The 16,626-nt window shown below is 73.0% G+C and carries 15 protein-coding genes; 5 read left to right on the forward strand and 10 right to left on the reverse strand.

Annotated features, from left to right (window positions below; genetic code table 11):
* Positions 1–4: 4 nt before the first annotated feature.
* Both ACFYNP_RS34245 and ACFYNP_RS34250 read right to left on the reverse strand, forming a co-directional pair.
* Complete coding sequence (locus ACFYNP_RS34245) at positions 5–646, reverse strand: uridine kinase (RefSeq protein ID WP_388791084.1); 642 nt, start codon at positions 644–646, stop codon at positions 5–7.
* Between the two features lie 490 nt (positions 647–1,136).
* Entirely contained in the window at positions 1,137–1,868 is a 732-nt protein-coding gene (locus tag ACFYNP_RS34250; RefSeq protein WP_388791086.1) for a hypothetical protein, read from the reverse strand.
* Positions 1,869–1,953: 85 nt separating this feature from the next.
* Here ACFYNP_RS34250 and ACFYNP_RS34255 point away from each other — a divergent pair, with 85 nt between their 5' ends.
* The 3 genes from ACFYNP_RS34255 (at position 1,954) to ACFYNP_RS34265 (ending at position 5,017) form a co-directional block, all read left to right on the forward strand.
* On the forward strand, positions 1,954–2,688 hold the full coding sequence (locus ACFYNP_RS34255) for a DUF2293 domain-containing protein (protein WP_388791088.1): 735 nt from the start codon (positions 1,954–1,956) through the stop codon (positions 2,686–2,688).
* A gap of 178 nt (positions 2,689–2,866) precedes the next feature.
* Positions 2,867–4,213, forward strand: coding sequence for an MFS transporter (locus ACFYNP_RS34260; RefSeq protein WP_388791090.1), 1,347 nt, complete (start codon positions 2,867–2,869; stop codon positions 4,211–4,213).
* A gap of 261 nt (positions 4,214–4,474) precedes the next feature.
* Positions 4,475–5,017, forward strand: coding sequence for a hypothetical protein (locus ACFYNP_RS34265; RefSeq protein WP_388791092.1), 543 nt, complete (start codon positions 4,475–4,477; stop codon positions 5,015–5,017).
* A 68-nt stretch (positions 5,018–5,085) separates the two neighbouring features.
* Here the strand turns inward: ACFYNP_RS34265 and ACFYNP_RS34270 are convergent, their stop codons facing one another.
* The 5 genes from ACFYNP_RS34270 to ACFYNP_RS34290 form a co-directional block, all read right to left on the reverse strand.
* Positions 5,086–6,330: an SWIM zinc finger family protein gene (locus ACFYNP_RS34270; RefSeq protein ID WP_388791094.1), complete on the reverse strand. Its 1,245-nt coding sequence runs from the start codon at positions 6,328–6,330 to the stop codon at positions 5,086–5,088.
* Entirely contained in the window at positions 6,327–9,341 is a 3,015-nt protein-coding gene (locus ACFYNP_RS34275) for a DEAD/DEAH box helicase (RefSeq protein ID WP_388791142.1), read from the reverse strand. Before ACFYNP_RS34275 ends, ACFYNP_RS34270 begins: the two co-directional genes overlap by 4 nt.
* Positions 9,342–9,458: 117 nt before the next feature.
* Complete coding sequence (locus tag ACFYNP_RS34280) at positions 9,459–10,913, reverse strand: carboxylesterase/lipase family protein (protein ID WP_388791096.1); 1,455 nt, start codon at positions 10,911–10,913, stop codon at positions 9,459–9,461.
* Entirely contained in the window at positions 10,913–11,968 is a 1,056-nt protein-coding gene (locus ACFYNP_RS34285; protein WP_388415427.1) for an alpha/beta fold hydrolase, read from the reverse strand. The genes ACFYNP_RS34280 and ACFYNP_RS34285 overlap by 1 nt, the downstream gene beginning before the upstream one ends.
* A gap of 19 nt (positions 11,969–11,987) precedes the next feature.
* Positions 11,988–13,292, reverse strand: a complete 1,305-nt coding sequence (locus tag ACFYNP_RS34290) for an esterase/lipase family protein (protein WP_388791098.1) — start codon at positions 13,290–13,292, stop codon at positions 11,988–11,990.
* Positions 13,293–13,671: 379 nt separating this feature from the next.
* On the opposite strand from ACFYNP_RS34290, the gene ACFYNP_RS34295 reads away from it, so the two are divergent.
* Positions 13,672–14,043 carry a hypothetical protein gene (locus ACFYNP_RS34295; RefSeq protein ID WP_388791100.1) on the forward strand — a complete coding sequence of 124 codons (372 nt, stop codon included), beginning with the start codon at positions 13,672–13,674 and terminating at the stop codon, positions 14,041–14,043.
* 52 nt (positions 14,044–14,095) lie between these two features.
* Here ACFYNP_RS34295 and ACFYNP_RS34300 read toward each other — a convergent pair whose 3' ends face one another.
* Positions 14,096–14,995 carry an acyltransferase domain-containing protein gene (locus ACFYNP_RS34300; RefSeq protein WP_388791102.1) on the reverse strand — a complete coding sequence of 300 codons (900 nt, stop codon included), beginning with the start codon at positions 14,993–14,995 and terminating at the stop codon, positions 14,096–14,098.
* A gap of 227 nt (positions 14,996–15,222) precedes the next feature.
* Between ACFYNP_RS34300 and ACFYNP_RS34305 the strand changes: the two genes are divergently transcribed.
* Complete coding sequence (locus ACFYNP_RS34305) at positions 15,223–15,492, forward strand: DUF6343 family protein (RefSeq protein WP_388791104.1); 270 nt, start codon at positions 15,223–15,225, stop codon at positions 15,490–15,492.
* A 40-nt stretch (positions 15,493–15,532) separates the two neighbouring features.
* Here the strand turns inward: ACFYNP_RS34305 and ACFYNP_RS34310 are convergent, their stop codons facing one another.
* Together ACFYNP_RS34310 and ACFYNP_RS34315 are read right to left on the reverse strand one after the other, a co-directional pair.
* Positions 15,533–15,958, reverse strand: coding sequence for a tetratricopeptide repeat protein (locus ACFYNP_RS34310; RefSeq protein ID WP_388415412.1), 426 nt, complete (start codon positions 15,956–15,958; stop codon positions 15,533–15,535).
* 86 nt (positions 15,959–16,044) lie between these two features.
* Complete coding sequence (locus ACFYNP_RS34315; protein WP_388791106.1) at positions 16,045–16,431, reverse strand: DUF3592 domain-containing protein; 387 nt, start codon at positions 16,429–16,431, stop codon at positions 16,045–16,047.
* Between the last annotated feature and the right edge of the window lie 195 nt (positions 16,432–16,626).

The following is a 16,626-nucleotide window of genomic DNA, read 5'->3' on the forward strand; positions in this document are numbered from 1 at the left end:
CGCTTCAGGCCGCACCCTTTCCCCAGGCCGGATGACGAGGGTCGTCGACCCGCACCACGACATCGGCCGCCTCGCTCGGCCGCACCTCCGCCTCGTACCGCTCGAAGGCCGTCAGTGTCCAGCGGGCACCCTCCGCGGTCCGGCGGCGCAGGGCGGCCGGTGACAGACGCAGGTGGACGGTGAGGTCGAAGGGGAACCAGCGGCCCAGGAGCAGCGGCCCGTGCACGAGCAGCACCCCTCCCTCCGGGAGGGTCTCGTACGGGCTCCGGGTCGCCCGGTCGGTCGCGGGGTCCCACAGGTCGGGCAGCACCCGACCCGTGCCGCCCGGGTCCAGCGGCCCGAAGACCTCCCGCCACAGGGCGCCGTTGTCGAACCAGCCGTCGTAGTACGTGTCCGGGTCCTGGCGCCCGAATTCGAAGCGCAGCGAGGCGGGCCGCAGGAAACCCTCGGTGGAGAGGGCGAGGACCGGTCGGCCGCGCGCCCTGAGGACCTCGGCGATGTGCCGGGACAGTTCTTCGGGGTGCGCGGCGGGTGCCCCGTCCACCCCGATGCGCAGCCAGGAGCCGTCGTCGGCCGGCTTCAGGTCCATGGTCCGTTCGGCGAGGGCGTCCGCCAGCCGTTCCCAGGTGATCGCTTCGAATCGCACGCCCCCATCATGCGCGGTGCCGGGCGGCCGCGTCGGGGAGCGGAGCCGCGCGCGGACAGGAGCGGGCCCGGAGGCGTAGCCGGCCCCCGGGCCCTGGGTTGTGCCACCGCGACTGCACACGCCGGTCCGCTGGAGAACCCAGGTCAGTCTTAAGCCGTCGCGTCCTGCCTTTGGACCACCGCGGATCGATGGGGAATGCGAGTGAAGCTCCGCGGGCCGGACTCGAACCGGCAATTCGACGCACATGTGCCTGGGCCGGTTGGGTCCGGCGATCGGTGGCGCATGCTGAGTCTGGAGCGAGAGTCTGAGATTGATGGCGGACGCGTCATGCGCGGCCGCACCGTCACGACAAGCTTCAGTTTCAGCTTTGCGCTCCTGGCGCACCCGGCCGTGCTGTGCACGACCGGGAGTTCTGGGTTGTCGCGTGCTTACGGGTCGAGACGCGCTCACGCACGCGACAAGGCGTGATCACGCACCCGTCAGGGCGTGCTCATCCGAAAAGGTAGCCGAATACGGCGTCGCCCACCCGCTGATCGGTGACGTCGATACCGTTGGCCTCCTCGCGCGCGAACTTGACCGCCTGCTGCAACTTCTCCACTCGGGCGACGAGTTCGTTGACCCGGCGGGCGGGCAGCGCGCCCGAGAACTTCACGGTCGTCCAGTAGCCGACGGGCACGTCCTCGTAGTACACCTCGACCTGCGCCGGGTGCTTGTCGGTGGCTTCGGCCTTGACGTGGTTGCGCGGCACCTTCTTCGTGCGCAGCGTCCGTACCGGCTCGGTCTTCCAGGAGTCGGTGGACGGGTCCTGCACCCACGCTTCGGCGGCGTCGAGCACGGGAAGACGGCGCACGAAGGCGTTGATGTCCGTCAGCTGCTTCTCCAGGAAGAGCAGGTAGGAGACGGGCGCCGCGGCCACGAGGACCCGCCCGTCGACGGTGATGTCGGCGCGCGCCTCGCAGTTCGCCCAGTCCTTGGTGGCGGTCACGTCGAACAGCCGGGTCAGCGTGGCGGCGGTGTCCCGCAGGACGTCCTCGGACCTGACCTGCACCCGGGTGGACTCGGGCGGGAGCTGCTCGCCCTCCTCGTCCTTGGGCTGGTAGGTGCGGGAGATGCCGGCCAGCAACGCGGGCTTCTGCAAACCGTGCTGAGAGGCCGTCAGGTCCTGGTGGGACTTCGACTTGATTCCCTTTTCGACTGCGATGATCTGATTGAGTTTCGCCACGTGGGGAAACGTAGCAACCCCAATCCTCCCTGTTCCACAGGTTATTGCGCGGGGAATCAGACAAAGGTCGGCCGGACAGGGCGACTTGCGCAAGGAGGGCGGCCCCATTCTCGTCATACAGCCCCGGCACCACCATCGCTGCACCGGATGCGGGCGCGCCCCGCTGAGGCATCTCGTCCTGGAGTCGGGGTCGCCGCTCTGTCTCGACTGCGCGGATCTGGGTCATCTGGTGTTCCTGCCGCGCGGCGACACCGCGCTCACCCGCCGTGCCCGGGCGGGCAGTTCGCTCTCCGCCGTCGTGGTGCGCCGCGATCGGCGCCGGCGGCGCTATGAGCGTCAGGGCGTCTTCGTCGAGGAGGCCGCGCTCGCCGCGGCGGAAGCGGCCTGCCTGGCCGACGCGGAGGCGCGGGCCCGTCGGCGGGCCCGGGACGCCGAGCGCCGGGCCGCCGAGGACGTACGGTTCACGGCGGCTCTGACCGCCGAGATCCTGCGCCTGTTTCCGGGCTGTCCGCCCGAGCGGGCCCGTGCCGTCGCCGAGCACGCCTCGGTGCGGGGCAGCGGCCGGGTGGGCCGGTCGGCGGCGGGCCGCGCGCTGGACTCGGCGGCGGTGACGGCCGCGGTGCGGGCGTCCGTCCGCCATCTGGACACGGAGTACGACGCGCTGCTCATGGCACGCGTCCCGCACGGCAGGGCGCGGGTGCGGGTGGCCGCCGCGATCGACGCGGTGCTGGCGGCCTGGGCGGCGGGTGAGCCCTGCGACCCGCCCGCCTCAAGGGCGGACGAGACCTGCGAACCCCCGCCGCAGAGCCGGACGAGGTAGCCTCCAGGGTCGCGGAACGTCAGCCTCCTCTTGCGTAAGAATTCCATTCACTCGCACTTCTTTCGCATAGAACGATTCCCTTACGGGGGTTGGGCAGGGCAGGATGGCTGCGCTCGACCCAAGCCGCCCGTCCCCCGCCGCCCCAGGCGGGCCCATGCCCCAGGCGAGGTAACAGCCGATGCCGAAGCCGGCCACCGTGGAATCCGACCCACCCGAACTGCTCGCCCCGTCGCTCGACGAGGCCCCCCTGCGCCCGTTCCACCTGCGGGTGACGGCGACCACCTTCGGGGCGAACTTCTCCGACGGATACGCGCTCGGCATGATCGGCGCGGTCCTCGCCACCCTCACCGACGCCCGGCACCTCTCCGGCGTCTGGCAGGGCCTGCTCGGCGCGTCGGCGCTGATCGGGCTCTTCTTCGGCAGCATCGTGCTCGGGCGGATCGGCGACATCATCGGCCGCCAGAAGCTGTACATCTACAACTTCGTCCTGATCACGGTCGCCTCCGCCCTCCAGCTCTGGGCACGCGACCCGGCCCTGCTCTTCACCCTGCGCGTGCTGATCGGCTTCGGGCTCGGCGCGGACTACGCGGTCGGCCCGACGATGCTGTCCGAGTTCGCGCCCCGCAGGCTGCGGGGCGTGCTCCTCGGCTCCCTCACCGTGATGTGGACCGTCGGCTACGTCATCGCCGGCATCCTCGGCACCTACCTCGGGAAGTCCGAGGGAGCCGCCTATCTGCTGCTCGCCTCCGGTGCGGTGCCGGCGCTCCTGGTGCTGCTGCTCCGCTTCGGTACGCCGGAGTCGCCGAGCTGGCTGATCAGCCAGGGCCGGATCGACGAGGCCCGGGCCATCGCCCGTAAGTACCTGAAGGCGGAGCTGGGCGCGGCCGAGATCGCCCCGCCCGAGCGGCGTACCAGCACGACGGCCGCCTACCGGGAGCTCTTCTCGCCGGGCCAGGCCAGGCGGACGTGGTTCGGCACGGTCTTCTACAGCGCGCAGGTGTTGCCGTACTTCGCGATCTACACCTTCATGCCGACCATTCTGGCCGCCCTGCACGTCCCCGATCCGGACCTCCAGAACCTGCTCCTGAACCTCTTCCTGCTCGGCGGCGGTGTCATCGGCCTCTGGTTCCTCCAGAAGACCGGCCGCCGCCCCTTGACGATCGTCACGTTCGGCATCATGACGGCGGCACTCGCACTGATGGGCGCCTTCGCCCACGCCTCCACGATCGCCCTCATGGTGCCGTTCCTCGTCTACACCTTCGTGATGGCAGGCGCCTCGAACCTCACCCAGGTGTATCCCGCCGAGCTCTACCCCACGCATCTGCGCGCCACCGGCGTCGGCTTCCTCAACGGCACGAGCCGCATCGCGTCGGCCGTCGGCACGTTCATCCTGCCGGTGAGCCTGGAGCACCTCGGCCTGAGCGGCTCGATGTACTGGCTGGCGGCCGTGCTGCTCGCCGGCATGCTGGTGTCGCTGGCGTGGGCCCCGGAGACGCGCGAGTCGGTGACGACGTCGGGAGGCTGAGCCGGCTTGCCGCGGAGCGATCCACGTCCGGCAGGCTGACGTCGGGAGGCTGAGCCTGCTTGCCGCGGAGCGGCCCACGTCCGGCAGGGCACGGAGCGGCCCACTCCGGCAGGCCATGGCGCGGCTACCCGCCCGGCAGGCCAAGGCGTGGCCCATGTCCACGGCCCACGCCGAATACCCCGCCGCGAACGGACGCCCAGCCTCCACAACTGCCCTTCCCCGCAAGGAACTTGAGCCGGGCCCGTTGGGTATCCCTGCCCCATGACGACTGCGCCGGACCGCCCCCTGCTGCTCCTCGACGTGGACGGCCCCCTCAACCCGTACGCGGCCCGCCTGCCCCATCTGCGCGGCTACCGCACCCACCGGCTCCACCCCTCGGCCTGGCTCTCCCGCCAGACCCCGGGCTCGCGCCCGCACCGCCGCGGCCTGCGGGTGTACCTCAACCCGGCGCACGGCCCCCGGCTGCGTTCACTGCCGTACGAACTGGCCTGGGCCACCACGTGGATGAACGAGGCCAACGAGATGATCGCCCCCAGCATCGGCCTCCCCGCGGACCTCCCCTTCATCTCTTGGCCCGAGCTGTTCGCCACCGACCCCGACGGCCTGTACTGGAAGACCAGACCCCTGCTGGAGTGGGCCGCCGGCCGCCCGTTCGCCTGGGTCGACGACATGATCACCGACCTGGACGAGACCTATGTGCGCGACCACCACGACGCCCGCGCCCTGCTGGTGCGCATCCACCCCCGACGGGGCCTGCGCGAGGCCGACTTCCAGCAGCTGACCCGATGGGCGGCCGGCGCATGAGAGGTGCGACGGATGCGCATCCGTCCCCGCGGCATCACGCGGCCGGATGCGCATCCGGCCCCGTGGCATCACGCGCCGAGCCGGGCCGTGAGGGCGCCCACCGGGTCCGGGTCGGGGGTGCCGCGGGGCCACCAGTCGTCCCGGCCGGGGTCGGACTCGTAGCCGTACCAGAGGCCGTCGCGGCCGTAGCGCAGCTGGGTGGTGGGGGTGGAGAGACGGTTGCGGCTGGGGCGGAAGCCGGGGAAGCCCGCGGCGGTCAGCGCGGGGCGGGCCCGGTCGAAGGGGCCGGCCGGGGGGTCCCAGGGGGCTTCGAGGACGGCCAGGGCCTCCCGGCCGCCCTGGCGCCAGGCGGCCACCGCGCGGGCGAGGTCGCCGGGGGTGCGGTCGGTGGCCCGGGTCAGTGAGGTGTAGAGGGCACGGGTCGCCGAGGTGAGGCCGGAGCCCGGGTGCGCGGCGGCGAGGCGGACCGCGTCCTGCCAGGTGGAGAGAGGGGCGATCGGATCCGTTCCGGTGACCAGGAGGGTGTGGGCGCGCTGGGCCGCCTCGGTGGCCAGGAGGTCGAGGGACAGCGGGTCGGGGCCGCCGTGCACCTCGGGAAAGGCGGGCGGATGGCCCGGCCGCGCCGGGGTGGGGAACGGCGGCGGGAGAGGCCCGAGCGTGCGCGGCTGGACCGCCGAGCGGGCCTGGACGGTGGGGAGTTGGGGTGGCGGGGCCGCTCGTTCGACGGCCATGCGGGTGGCGTTGCGCCGGGTGAGCGCGGCGAGGACCTCCTGCTCGCCCCGCCCGCGCATGAGGAGCAGGACGAACGGGTCCTCGTCCAGCAGGCGCGCGGCCTGGTAGCAGAGCGCCGCCGCGTGCTTGCAGGGATAGCCGTCGTCGGGGCACGAGCAGTCGGGGATCAGATCGCCGTAGGCGGGCAGCAGTGCCGCCTCGTCGGCCAGCGCGTGCGGCAGGTCCTTGTCGAGGAGGGCCGCGATGTGCGCGGGCTCCTGGGCCGCACTGTCGAGGAAGTCCTCCCACGCCTGGTCGGGCAGGGTGCGCAGCCTCAGCTCGGTGCGGTAGGGGCGGGGCCGGGAGCCGTGCACGTAGGCGGTGATGCGGCCCGGGGTGACGGTGATCGCGTCGACCTGGCCGGCTTCGGCGTAGGCGCGGCCGCGCGCCAGCCGGGCCGCGTCCAGGGCGAGTTCCTCCAAGGCTCCTACCCAGGCGTCGCCCCACCAGGTCCCGGTGCGCTCCGAGCGGGCACCGAGCGCGGGGTAGGTGCGGCGGCGGTCGTCGTGGCGCGGGGTGCGCGTGGACGGGCGGGGGTTCACGGGGCCCTCCGCAGGGAGATCAGGTCGGCCAGTTCACGGTCGGTGAGTTCGGTCAGGGCGCTCTCGCCGGAGCCCAGGACCGCCTCGGCCAGGCGGCGTTTCTGCTCCAGCATGTCGGCGATGCGGTCCTCGACGGTGCCTTCGGCGATCAGCCGGTGGACCTGGACGGGCTGGGTCTGGCCGATGCGGTAGGCACGGTCGGTGGCCTGTTCCTCGACGGCCGGGTTCCACCAGCGGTCGTAGTGGATGACATGACCGGCGCGGGTGAGGTTGAGGCCGGTGCCGGCGGCCTTGAGGGACAGGATGAAGACGGGGACCTCGCCGCTCTGGAAGACGTCGACCAGGCGGTCCCGCTCGGCCACCGGGGTTCCGCCGTGCAGCAGTTGGGCGGGCACGCCGCGGGCCGTGAGGTGGGTGGAGAGCAGCCTGGCCATCGCGACGTACTGGGTGAACACGAGGACGGAGCCGTCCTCGCTGAGGATGGTGTCCACCAGTTCGTCGAGCAGGGCCAGTTTCCCCGAGCGGGCGGCCAGGCGCGGCGCGTCCTCCTTCAAATACTGGGCGGGGTGGTTGCAGATCTGCTTCAGGGCGGTGAGCAGTTTCATGATCTGGGCGCGGCGGGCGATGCCCTCGGATGCCTCGACGGCGGCCATGACCTCGCGCACCACCGCCTCGTAGAGGGCGGCCTGTTCGCGGGTCAGAGCCACCGGGTGGTCGGTCTCGGTCTTCGGGGGCAGCTCGGGCACGATGCCCGGGTCGGACTTCTTCCGGCGCAGCAGGAAGGGGCGGACCAGCCGGGACAGGCGCTCGGCCGCGTCGTCGTCCTCGCCGTTCTCCACCAGGCGGGCGTGCCGGGCCCGGAACGCCTTGAGCGGGCCGAGCAGCCCGGGCGTCGTCCAGTCGAGCAGCGCCCACAGCTCGGAGAGGTTGTTCTCCACCGGGGTGCCGGTGAGCGCGACCCTGGCCGGGGCGGGGATGGTGCGCAGCGCCTTGGCGGTTGCCGAGAACGGGTTCTTGACGTGCTGCGCCTCGTCGGCGACCACCATGTTCCAGCGCTGCGCGGCCAGTTGGGGGGCGCTGCCGCGCATGGTGCCGTACGTGGTGAGGACGAAGCCGCCCTCGCTGCCGTCGAGGCTGCGGCTGCTTCCGTGGAAGCGGCGCACCGGGACTCCGGGCGCGAACCGGGCGATCTCGCGCTGCCAGTTGCCGAGCAGGGAGGCCGGGCAGATCACCAGCGTCGGTTCGGTGCGGGCCCGGCGCAGATGCAGGGCGATGACGGTGATGGTCTTGCCGAGGCCCATGTCGTCGGCGAGGCAGCCGCCGAGGCCCATCGACGTCATCATCTCCAGCCAGGCCAGACCGCGCAGTTGGTAGTCGCGCAGTGTCGCGTCCAGGCCGGGCGGCTGCTCGGCGGCGGCGGGGCCTTCGAGGAGCCGGTCGCGGAGCAGCGCGAGGGCCCCGGCCGGGACCGCCTCGACCGTCTCGCCGTCGACCTCCGCGGTGCCGGTGAGGGCGACGGACAGCGCGTCCACGGGGTCCAGAAGGCCCAGGTCGCGCTTTCTGGCCTTGCGGACGAGCTCGGGGTCGGCCACCACCCACTGGTCGCGCAGCCGCACGATCGGGCGGTGGGACTCGGCGAGCACGTCCATCTCCGCGTTGGTGAGCGGCTCGTCGCCGAGCGCCAACTGCCAGTTGAAGGAGAGGAGTTCCTCGGCGTCGAAGAAGGACGTGCCGTCGGTCGCCGAGCCGGGCGCCGGGCGTACGACGGCGGTGGCGCTGAGGGTGCGGGCCAGCTCGCGCGGCCAGTGGACCGTGACGCCGGCCGCGGCCAGGCGCGCCGAGGCCTCGCCGAGCAGCTCGTACAGCTCGGTCTCGGTGAGGGGCAGCACATCGGGGACGGCGCGTTCCAGGAGCAGCCCGAGCGGGGCCCAGACGCGGGCTGCCCGGCGCAGAGCGAGCAGCGCGTCGATCCGGGCGCGCGGCCCGAACGCCTCGACTGCCGCTCCGCCCTGGCCTGTTGACGCCCCTGAGCGGCCGGTCCCGCTCGCGGGCGCGGATCCGGGCCGGTCCTCGTGCCCGTCGTCCGACCAGAGGCGGGAGGCGTCGACGACCAGGGTCGGGTCGGCCAGGCTGTGCACCTGGACGATCGCGGAGCCGGCGCGCCGCGCCTCGCCCTCCTCGTCGGACGCCGTGTCGAACAGCTCGAACCCCGACAGGTCAAGGCGCAGCGAGACCCGGACGCCCGCGTCCATCCCGGCGGCGGCCTCCGCGGCCCAGGCGCGGGCGGACGGCAGGTGCTGGGCGGTGGCGGCGGCGAAGGGCGCGCCGGCGGCGTGGGCGGCGGCCGGGGTGCGCGGCAGGCTGTCGGCGACCGCGTCGAGGAAGGCTCTCACCAGGGCCTCGGGGTCCGGGAGTCGAAGGGCGCCGCGGCCGGGGACGGGCACTCCGTACGCCTCGTACGGCATGGCCGCGGCGATGGCCCGCAGCTGGGCGATGTCGTCGGCGTCCAGCGGGCCGGCCCGCCAGGCGTCGTGGTGGGTGGAGGTCAGCCCGGGCAGCAGTCTCCCGCGCGCGACGAGGTGCAGGGCGTGTAGCGCGGCGGCGCCCCAGCAGGCCGCCGCCGGGTGGGCGGCGGGGTGGCGGCGGGCCCGCACGAGGACGGGGAGGGCCTCGGTGACGGGCAGGACGAGGGCGGCGACCTCACGACTGCGGGCGCCGCCGCCGTGGCGGCGCACCACGGTCAGCTCGGTCGCTTCGGCACCGGGCGGGCCCTGGGGCACGGGACCCCGCTCCGGGTCCCAGAAGGCGACCTTGCCCTCGCGGGGCAGCCCGGCGGGCAGGAACACGGCGGCGGCGGACAGCGCGGGCCACTGTGCCTCGCTCGCCGCTTCGTGCGGATGCTCCGGGCCGCTGCCGGGCCCGGAGAGCCGGTGGGTGCCGGGCAGCGGATCGCGGCGGGCGGGCGCGGGGCCGCGCGGGGCCACCGGCGCCCGCTCCGCGGAGTGCCACATCGGTGTCGGCCGGTTCACCGCCGGTCACCTCCCTCGTCCGCTCGGTCGTCGTCCGTCGCGTGGTCCGCGACTGATCTACGACCTTACGGGCGAGGTCTGACAACGGGCCCCACGGCCTCAGCGCACCCCCTCCCACAAGGCACGTTCCTCGGCACGGGGATCGGTCTCGACGGCCGGAACGGTGTCGAAGACCCGCGTCGTGCGGGTGTCGCGGTCGTACGCCGCCCAGCCCGGCTCGCCCGTCTTCGCGAAGGCCACCCAGGCGCCGTGCAGGGCGTCCGCGAGGGACTGCGGGGGCTTCTCGCCGAGGATCGGAGCGTAGGCCGGGTCGTCGAGCCGGTCGAAGACGTAGGCGAGCTCGGAGGCGTGGCAGGCGCCGAGCCGGCCGTCGAAGGCCGGGGAGCGGTGGGCGAACTCGTACACGTACGAGCCGGGCACGGACTCGGCGAGGCGCAGCGCGGGGATCCGGTAGAACCAGTCGGTGGTGACCGCGTCGAAGAGTTCGCCGGGCACCGCGTCCGGCCGCCGCTCCGCGTACACGGGCAGTGCCTTGTCGGGGTCGAGGCCGTACGCGGCCGTCGCCGCGCGCAGCTTGGCCTGCGACAGCACGTCGAGGCGCTCGGTCGGCACGAGGAACAACCGGTACTCCTCGCGGTTGCTGCCGACGAGGATGTCCACGCCGCAGTCCGCCGCGGGCAGCGGCAGCTCGTCGAGGACGGGCTCGAACGGCATCATGTTGAGCGCCGCCTCACCCCACAGCGCCGGGTCGGGGCGGGCGCCGATCTCCCCGCGCAGGTCGGCCTGGGCGGGCAGCAGCTCTGCCAGGGGGACCTCGGCGAACTCCTCCGCCGTCGCGCCGATGCCGAGCTTCTCGGCGAGCCGCGCGGTGATCAGCTCGGCGGAGGCGGGACGCAGGAAGTGGTGGGCGGCGCCGCTCTGCAGGATCGCGCGCCGGAACAGGCCCCGGGCGCGGGGCATCGACAGGAGCGCGCCGATGCTCATGGCGCCCGCCGATTCGCCGAACACGGTCACCTGACCGGGGTCGCCGCCGAAGGCCTCGATGTTGTCGCGGACCCATTCCAGGCCGGCGATCTGGTCGAGCAGGCCGCGGTTGTCGGGCCGGTCGGGCAGCCGCAGGAAGCCGTCGGCGCCGAGTCGGTAGTTGATGCTGACGTACACGACGCCGTCGCGCGCGAAGGCGCTTCCGTCGTACGCGGACGCCGATCCGGAGCCGTTGGCGAAGGCTCCGCCGTGGATCCACACCATCACCGGGAGGCCGCCGCCGGGGGTCGGGTGCGGGGTCCAGATGTTGAGGTTGAGGCAGTCCTCGCCCTGGGGCCCCTCGTCCGGGATGAGCACGTCGAAGGGCGGCGCGTAGGGCGCTCTCGGCACGCTCGGACCGTGGGAGAACGCGTCGCGCACCCCGTCCCAGGAGGCGGCGGGCCCCGGTGCGCGAAAGCGTGCCTCCCCGAAGGGGGGCGCGGCGAACGGGATGCCGAGGAAGGCGGCCACGTCGTCGGCGACGAGTTTGCCGCGGACCGCGCCGTGGCGGGTCGTACGGATGGGTTCCATCAGGTGCGTGCGCCTTCCGACAGGGTTTCGAGCAGTGCCGCGCCGAATTCCCGGGGACGTTCGACATGGACCGCATGCCCGGCTCCGGGCACCACAACCTCTCGTACCGTGCCGCCGGCCCGCGCGTAAAGACCCAGCGCGTGACGGGTCTGGGCGAGCATCGGCTGGGCCGGGGTGCCGTCCCAGCCGGGCAGTGCGCCGATCGCGCCGAGGTGGGCGAGGTCGAACAGGGAGGTGTCGGAGACGATGACGTCGTCCTCGCCCCGGATCCAGGTCACCGGCGGCAGCACGGGCAGCGTGTGCAGGTCGTCGACGCGGAAGTGCGTCGGGGCAAGGCAGTTGAGGACGCCGCGGCTGCCGGGGGCCACCCCGGGCCAGGTGTCGCTCGGCGTGCTGTCGCCGGGGTAGTGGTCGTCGCCGATCCGGGTCGTGAGCATGGAGGCGACCAGTTCGTCCTCACGGGCGGGGCGCGTCGGGGGCTTGACGTAGCAGGTGGCAAGGACCTGGCGGGGCGAGAGCGGGGAGCCCTCGCCCCGGTCGCCCGCGCGCAGGAGCCGTACGAAGTCGGGGTTGGCCGTGCCGCCTCCGGAGCCCGCCCCGTCGGGCGCGTTGAGCAGGCCTTCCTCGCCGTGCGTGCCGCCGAAGCCGTACGGCGAGACCGGGTTGACGAGGGTGAGCGAAGCTGTGGTGGACGGCCGGTCGCGCAGGTACTGCGTGACCACCCCGCCCCCCATGGACCAGCCCACCAGGTGTGCGCGGCCCACGTGCAGGGCGTCGAGCAGCGCCGCGAGGTCGTCCGCGTAGTCGCGCAGGCCCCGGGTCGCGTCCACGGGCAGCGGGTCGCTGCCGCCGAAGCCGCGCAGGTCGACCGCGATCGGCCGGTAGCGCTCGGGCAGCGCGAGCAGGGTGTCCTGCCAGAACACCGAGGACGAGACGTTGCCGTGGACGAACACGACGGTCTCGCGCGGGCCCTCGAAGCCCGGGTGCGGCTCGACTTCCAGGATCTGCTGGGTGAGGCGGGCCGTGGCGACTCGGCGGGTGTACGAGGTGCGCATCGATGGTTCCTCGGGGTCCTCAGGGGAGTGCGAGCCAGGCGGCGACCTGGGCGGAGGATGTGCTGTTCCAGCCGAGTTCGAGGTGGTTGGCGGTCGCCACGGTGGCGGTGGCGCCCACGGTGGCGATGCCGGTGGTGTCGAGCGCGCTGGAGAGGAAGACGACGCCGTCGCTGGGGCCCCGGTTCTCATTGACGATGCCGACGACGTCCGGGGTGGCTCCCGCCAGCAGATAGGCGATGACGGACGAGGGCACCCCGGCCCGCTGCAAAGGCGCCACCAGCGATCCGCTGTCAACCGCCTTCTGGATGCCGTCTCCCGCCGTGTAGAAGCCCTGGCCGCCGTAGTAGGTGGTGTACCAGTCCTGGGCGGACTGGTCGACGCCGTAGACCGAGTCCCAGCGGGCCAGCATCTGGCGCTGGCCCGGGTAGTCGTCATAGCCCCCGGACGGCGTCATGGAGTACTCGGGGTGCGCGGTGTACGTGCCGTAGCAGGTCATCCTGGAGTGCGGGGAGGGCGCGTTGATCTTTCCGCCGCACTCGGGCCAGATGGAGAAGTCGTGCGCCCAGCCGTGCGCGTACGGGTAGTCGTAGCCGCCGTTGGGGCCGCCCAGCGTGATCAGCTTCCGTACGTCACCGGCGTACGGACGCCCCCAGGAGGGCTTCAGGGACGACACATAGGCACGCGCCGACATCTCGCCCTTGCTCCAGCCGACCAGGTCGACCTTGGCGACGCCGAGCTTGGCCTTGATGGCGGCGACAGCATCGCCGACGGCCTGCGCCTGCATGAGGTTGTCGCCCTGTTTGTGGGCGAAGCCGATGGCGAAGACGCGCTGTCCGCGCGCCGACAGGTACTGCATGAGGCCGGTGGACGGGCAGGACAGGGCGCCGCAGCCGTAGCCGCCGGACTCCCCCGGGTTGGCCCAGGCCCGGTCCGCGGTGTCGTTGGCGCCGTGCACGAGCAGCACGGGGACGGACTTCGCGCCGGTGTTCCAGCCGGGCGCCGAGTAGAGCAGGAAGCGGTCCGACGTGGGGCGTGCGACCCCGCCGAAGTACGTCACACGGACGCCGTCCTGGTCGCCGCGGCCGTCCGGCGGATAGCCCTCGGCGGCGCCCGCCGCGAAACCGGGGGTGGTGTCGCGGAAGCGCTCGACCTTCTCCCAGCCGTTCGTGACGGTGCCCGCCCCGTAGCCCGCCTCCAGAGAGAGGTAGGCGGGATAGGCGGTGGGGCCGGCCGCGCTCGCGGTGCCGCCCTCGCCGAGCAGCCCCGCCACCACCGCCACGACGGCGGCGACCACTCCCCACCCGGCACGCTGTCCATGGCGCACGTCCTGGTCCTCCTCTGCTTCGACAACATCGCGGTACTCCGCCGCGACGGACAGTGCGCGGACAACCCGCCCCCGCCCGCCTAGACGCTAGGCAGTGCGCGGCCATCGCAGTGATGTGTGCGGACCACACAAGTTGGAGGAGAAGTGTGGGGCCCCGGCCCTCGCCCTGACCACGGCCTTGGCCCCGGCCCTGTTGCCCGAGCGGCCATCGGGGCAACCACCCGCGCCACGCACCGGAACCACCGGAGAGGAGCGGGGCCCCGGCGGCCGGTCGCCCGGGCGGGCTAGCCCGGCGCCGCAGCGGATGCCGGAAGCCGGGGCACGGGGCAGGCTGACGACACTGACCGCCGCAGTCATGCCGTACAGACGAGGACCGCTCATGTCCGTGCCCGCGTCCCAGTCCCCCGCCCCGACCTCGCGCCGCCGTCGCCAGAGGCGCCTCACGGCCGGGGCCGTGCTGCTCGTCCTCGCCACCACGGCCTGCTCCAGCCTCGGGCGGACGGCCGTCGGCACCGTCTCGTACGCGATCGGCCCCGAGACGTCGGTGACGCTGACCAGCCCGAAGGTGTCCGGCTGCCACCGGCTTCCGCCGTCCGGCACGACCCAGGTCTACAACAACACGCTGGTCGACATGATCATGTACCGGACACCCAACTGCACCGGCAAGGACACCGTCTACCTCGGCAGCAGGCTCGCCAACAACGTGGCCCCCAAGGCCCTGCCGTGGCGCAGCTACAGCTTCGTGCACTGAGCCGTTCCGCCTCGGTACGACGGTGAGGCGAGCCGTGTCCTGCCCGCCGTCACTACAGCTCGAACCACCCGTGGCCCACGTACCAGTGGCCGCCGTCCAGGAGGTGACGGGCGACCGCGCGCTCCAAGCCGGTGCGCTGCGGAAGCCGGTCCACGGGCAGCTCCGGGTCGCCGAAGACGAAACCGACGGGTTCACCGTCGGCCGGCTCGTCATCTCTGTAGACGGTGCGGAACAAACTCTGGAAGCGGAGAATGTTGGAGCTCTCGGGAAGATGGTCGCGCAGCTGCTCGTCGAGCAGCCAGGAGTGGCAGGAGGCCACCCGGTAGGGCTCTTCGGGGAAGTGGCGCGCGAAGAACGTACGGGCCCGCGCGATGGAATCGGCGCACGCCTCGGGCGTCAACGGGCCCCGGTAGTCCGGGATGTGCAGGTGCAGGCAGGGATCGCCGGGCCGCACGTCGAGGCCCGCTTCCCGCACGGCCAGGCTCGTGCGCTCGCCCAGCCGTGCGCGCTGGAACTGGAGCCTGCCGAGCTGGTAGATCTCCCCCCGGAAGTGCAGCCGGAGCCAGCCCGGCGCGGCCAGACCGCCGCTCCCCCTCCGCCGGTGGTGCAGCGCGATGTGCCGCCCGAGGTCGGCGAGCGTACGACGGGCGATGTCCTCGGGGATGCCGCGCTCCCGGTGGTAGGCCCGGGTGTACGGGAGGGCGGCGACGGCCGCGTACACCGGGAACCAGCGCTCCAGATCGGCGCCCGATCCCTCAGGAAGGGCAGGGAGTTCGGGGCGGATGCCGACGGTGCCGAGGTCCTGGACGAGCAGGCGCGCGGATCGCTCCAGGAGTTCACCGAGCTGCGGATCGGCGGTGAACCGGGCGGCCAGCGCGGTCAGTTCATTGATGTCCTCGTGCGGCACGGCGAGGTCGAGCAGCGTCTCGGGGAGGTCGTCGAGGAGCGGCATGCGCGCCACACTAGCCACCCCGCACACCACGCGCCGCCCCTTTCCGGACGCGCCCCGGCGCCCTCTGCGGTCTCCCCCGGCGCGAGGGCCCGGAGCGGGCGGACCGGGCACCGGGGATCCGCCACGCACATCCGGGGCCCCGCACACGTCAGGGCGCCGCGGATCCGATGCCCCTCGCGGCTTTCGCGCCCGTTCCAGGGGGTACACCCTTTATAGAGGCGATCATCATGCTGCGTACCGGTAACGAACCGATCACCGCCCGCAGCCCCCTGCGGATGCGGCTCTGGCTGAGCATCTGGGGTCTGGTCTGGACCCTGGGCGGCACCGCGGGCTTCGCGCTGGAGGGGCGGCCGGGGTGGATGGCGGCGTGCGCGGCGCTTTCGGCGGTGATCGTCGTCGACCTGGTGATGATCATCCGCCATATCCGGCAGGGCCCGCACTACCAGCCGGGCCGCGACGTCCCTCCGTACGAGCCGCCTCGCACGCGCATGCCGTGAGCCGCGACCGACGGTCTCCGCGCTTGACGTGGGGGACGCGCTACGCGCCGCCGGCGCTTCCTGCCTCATCGTCGAACCGTGCCGCCGCGAGGTACTCGGGCTTCGGGTCCAGCGCCGCCGCCAGGCGGAAGTGCCGCTTGGCCTGGTCGGGGCGGGCCTCGCGCTCGTAGGTGCGGGCCAGTGCGAAGTGGGCGAAGGCGTTGTCGGGCTCGCGTTCCAGGACGAGCTGGAACTCCAGCTCCGCGGAACGGAGTTGGGCCGCGGCGAAGAAGGCGCGGGCCCTCAGCAGACGCGCCGCCGTGTTCTCGGGGTGGGCCGCGATGACCGAGTCGAGGAGCTTCACGGCACCACGCGGGTCCCGGGCGGCCAGGAGCTGCTCGGCCGCGCGGTAGTCGATGACGTGTGTCTCGGGGGTGCTTTCGGCCACGTGCCTGTCCTTTCCCTCGCTGCGCGATGACAACGCCATGCCCAGCTCCGGTATTCCGTACGCATCCGTACGCAGACGAACGCGATCGCGCGTGGACGTGTACGCGACCGTGCCCGCCGTACGGTTCAGAGCGCGGCGGCCGCAAGGGTCAGGCCGAGCAGCACGATCGCTCCGCCCGCGGCCATGAACACCCGGTCCACGGCGGTGCGTTCACGGCCCAGGACGACGACGGTACGCGGGTCCTCGGGGTCGTAGGCCAGCCGCACGCTGCTGCCCGGCGGTAGCGGCTCGCGGCGGCTCGGCGGGACCGGCGAGGGCAGTTCGAGCACCTGGCCATCGGCTGTCTCGAACTGGAGCAGCGGACGCGCCGAACCCTGCGGCGCCGGTTTCACCAGCGCCCACGCGTGCGCTCCGGCCCGCTCGGCGCGCCGGGTCTCCCGCAGCCCGTACGCCCCGGCGAGCAGCGCCACCAGACCGCCGATCACCGTAAAACCCGCCAGTACGAAGAGCACGGTCGGATCGTATTGCGCGCCGGGCGCGTACGGCGGGCCAAGTCGGCGAAACCCAGCTTGATGAGGGAATTCCTACGGTTCGTTTACGCGCCGGGGCCGCCATTCCGGCCGGCTCTCTCCGCCCGGGGCAAAGAGGGCCGCGCTACCGGGCAGCACACCACCCAGGTCCGTGCAGACCGCAGCGCTGCGGGGTCT

The organism is Streptomyces sp. NPDC006691 (genome assembly GCF_042869955.1).
In the GTDB taxonomy this organism is placed as follows: Bacteria; Actinomycetota; Actinomycetes; order Streptomycetales; family Streptomycetaceae; genus Streptomyces.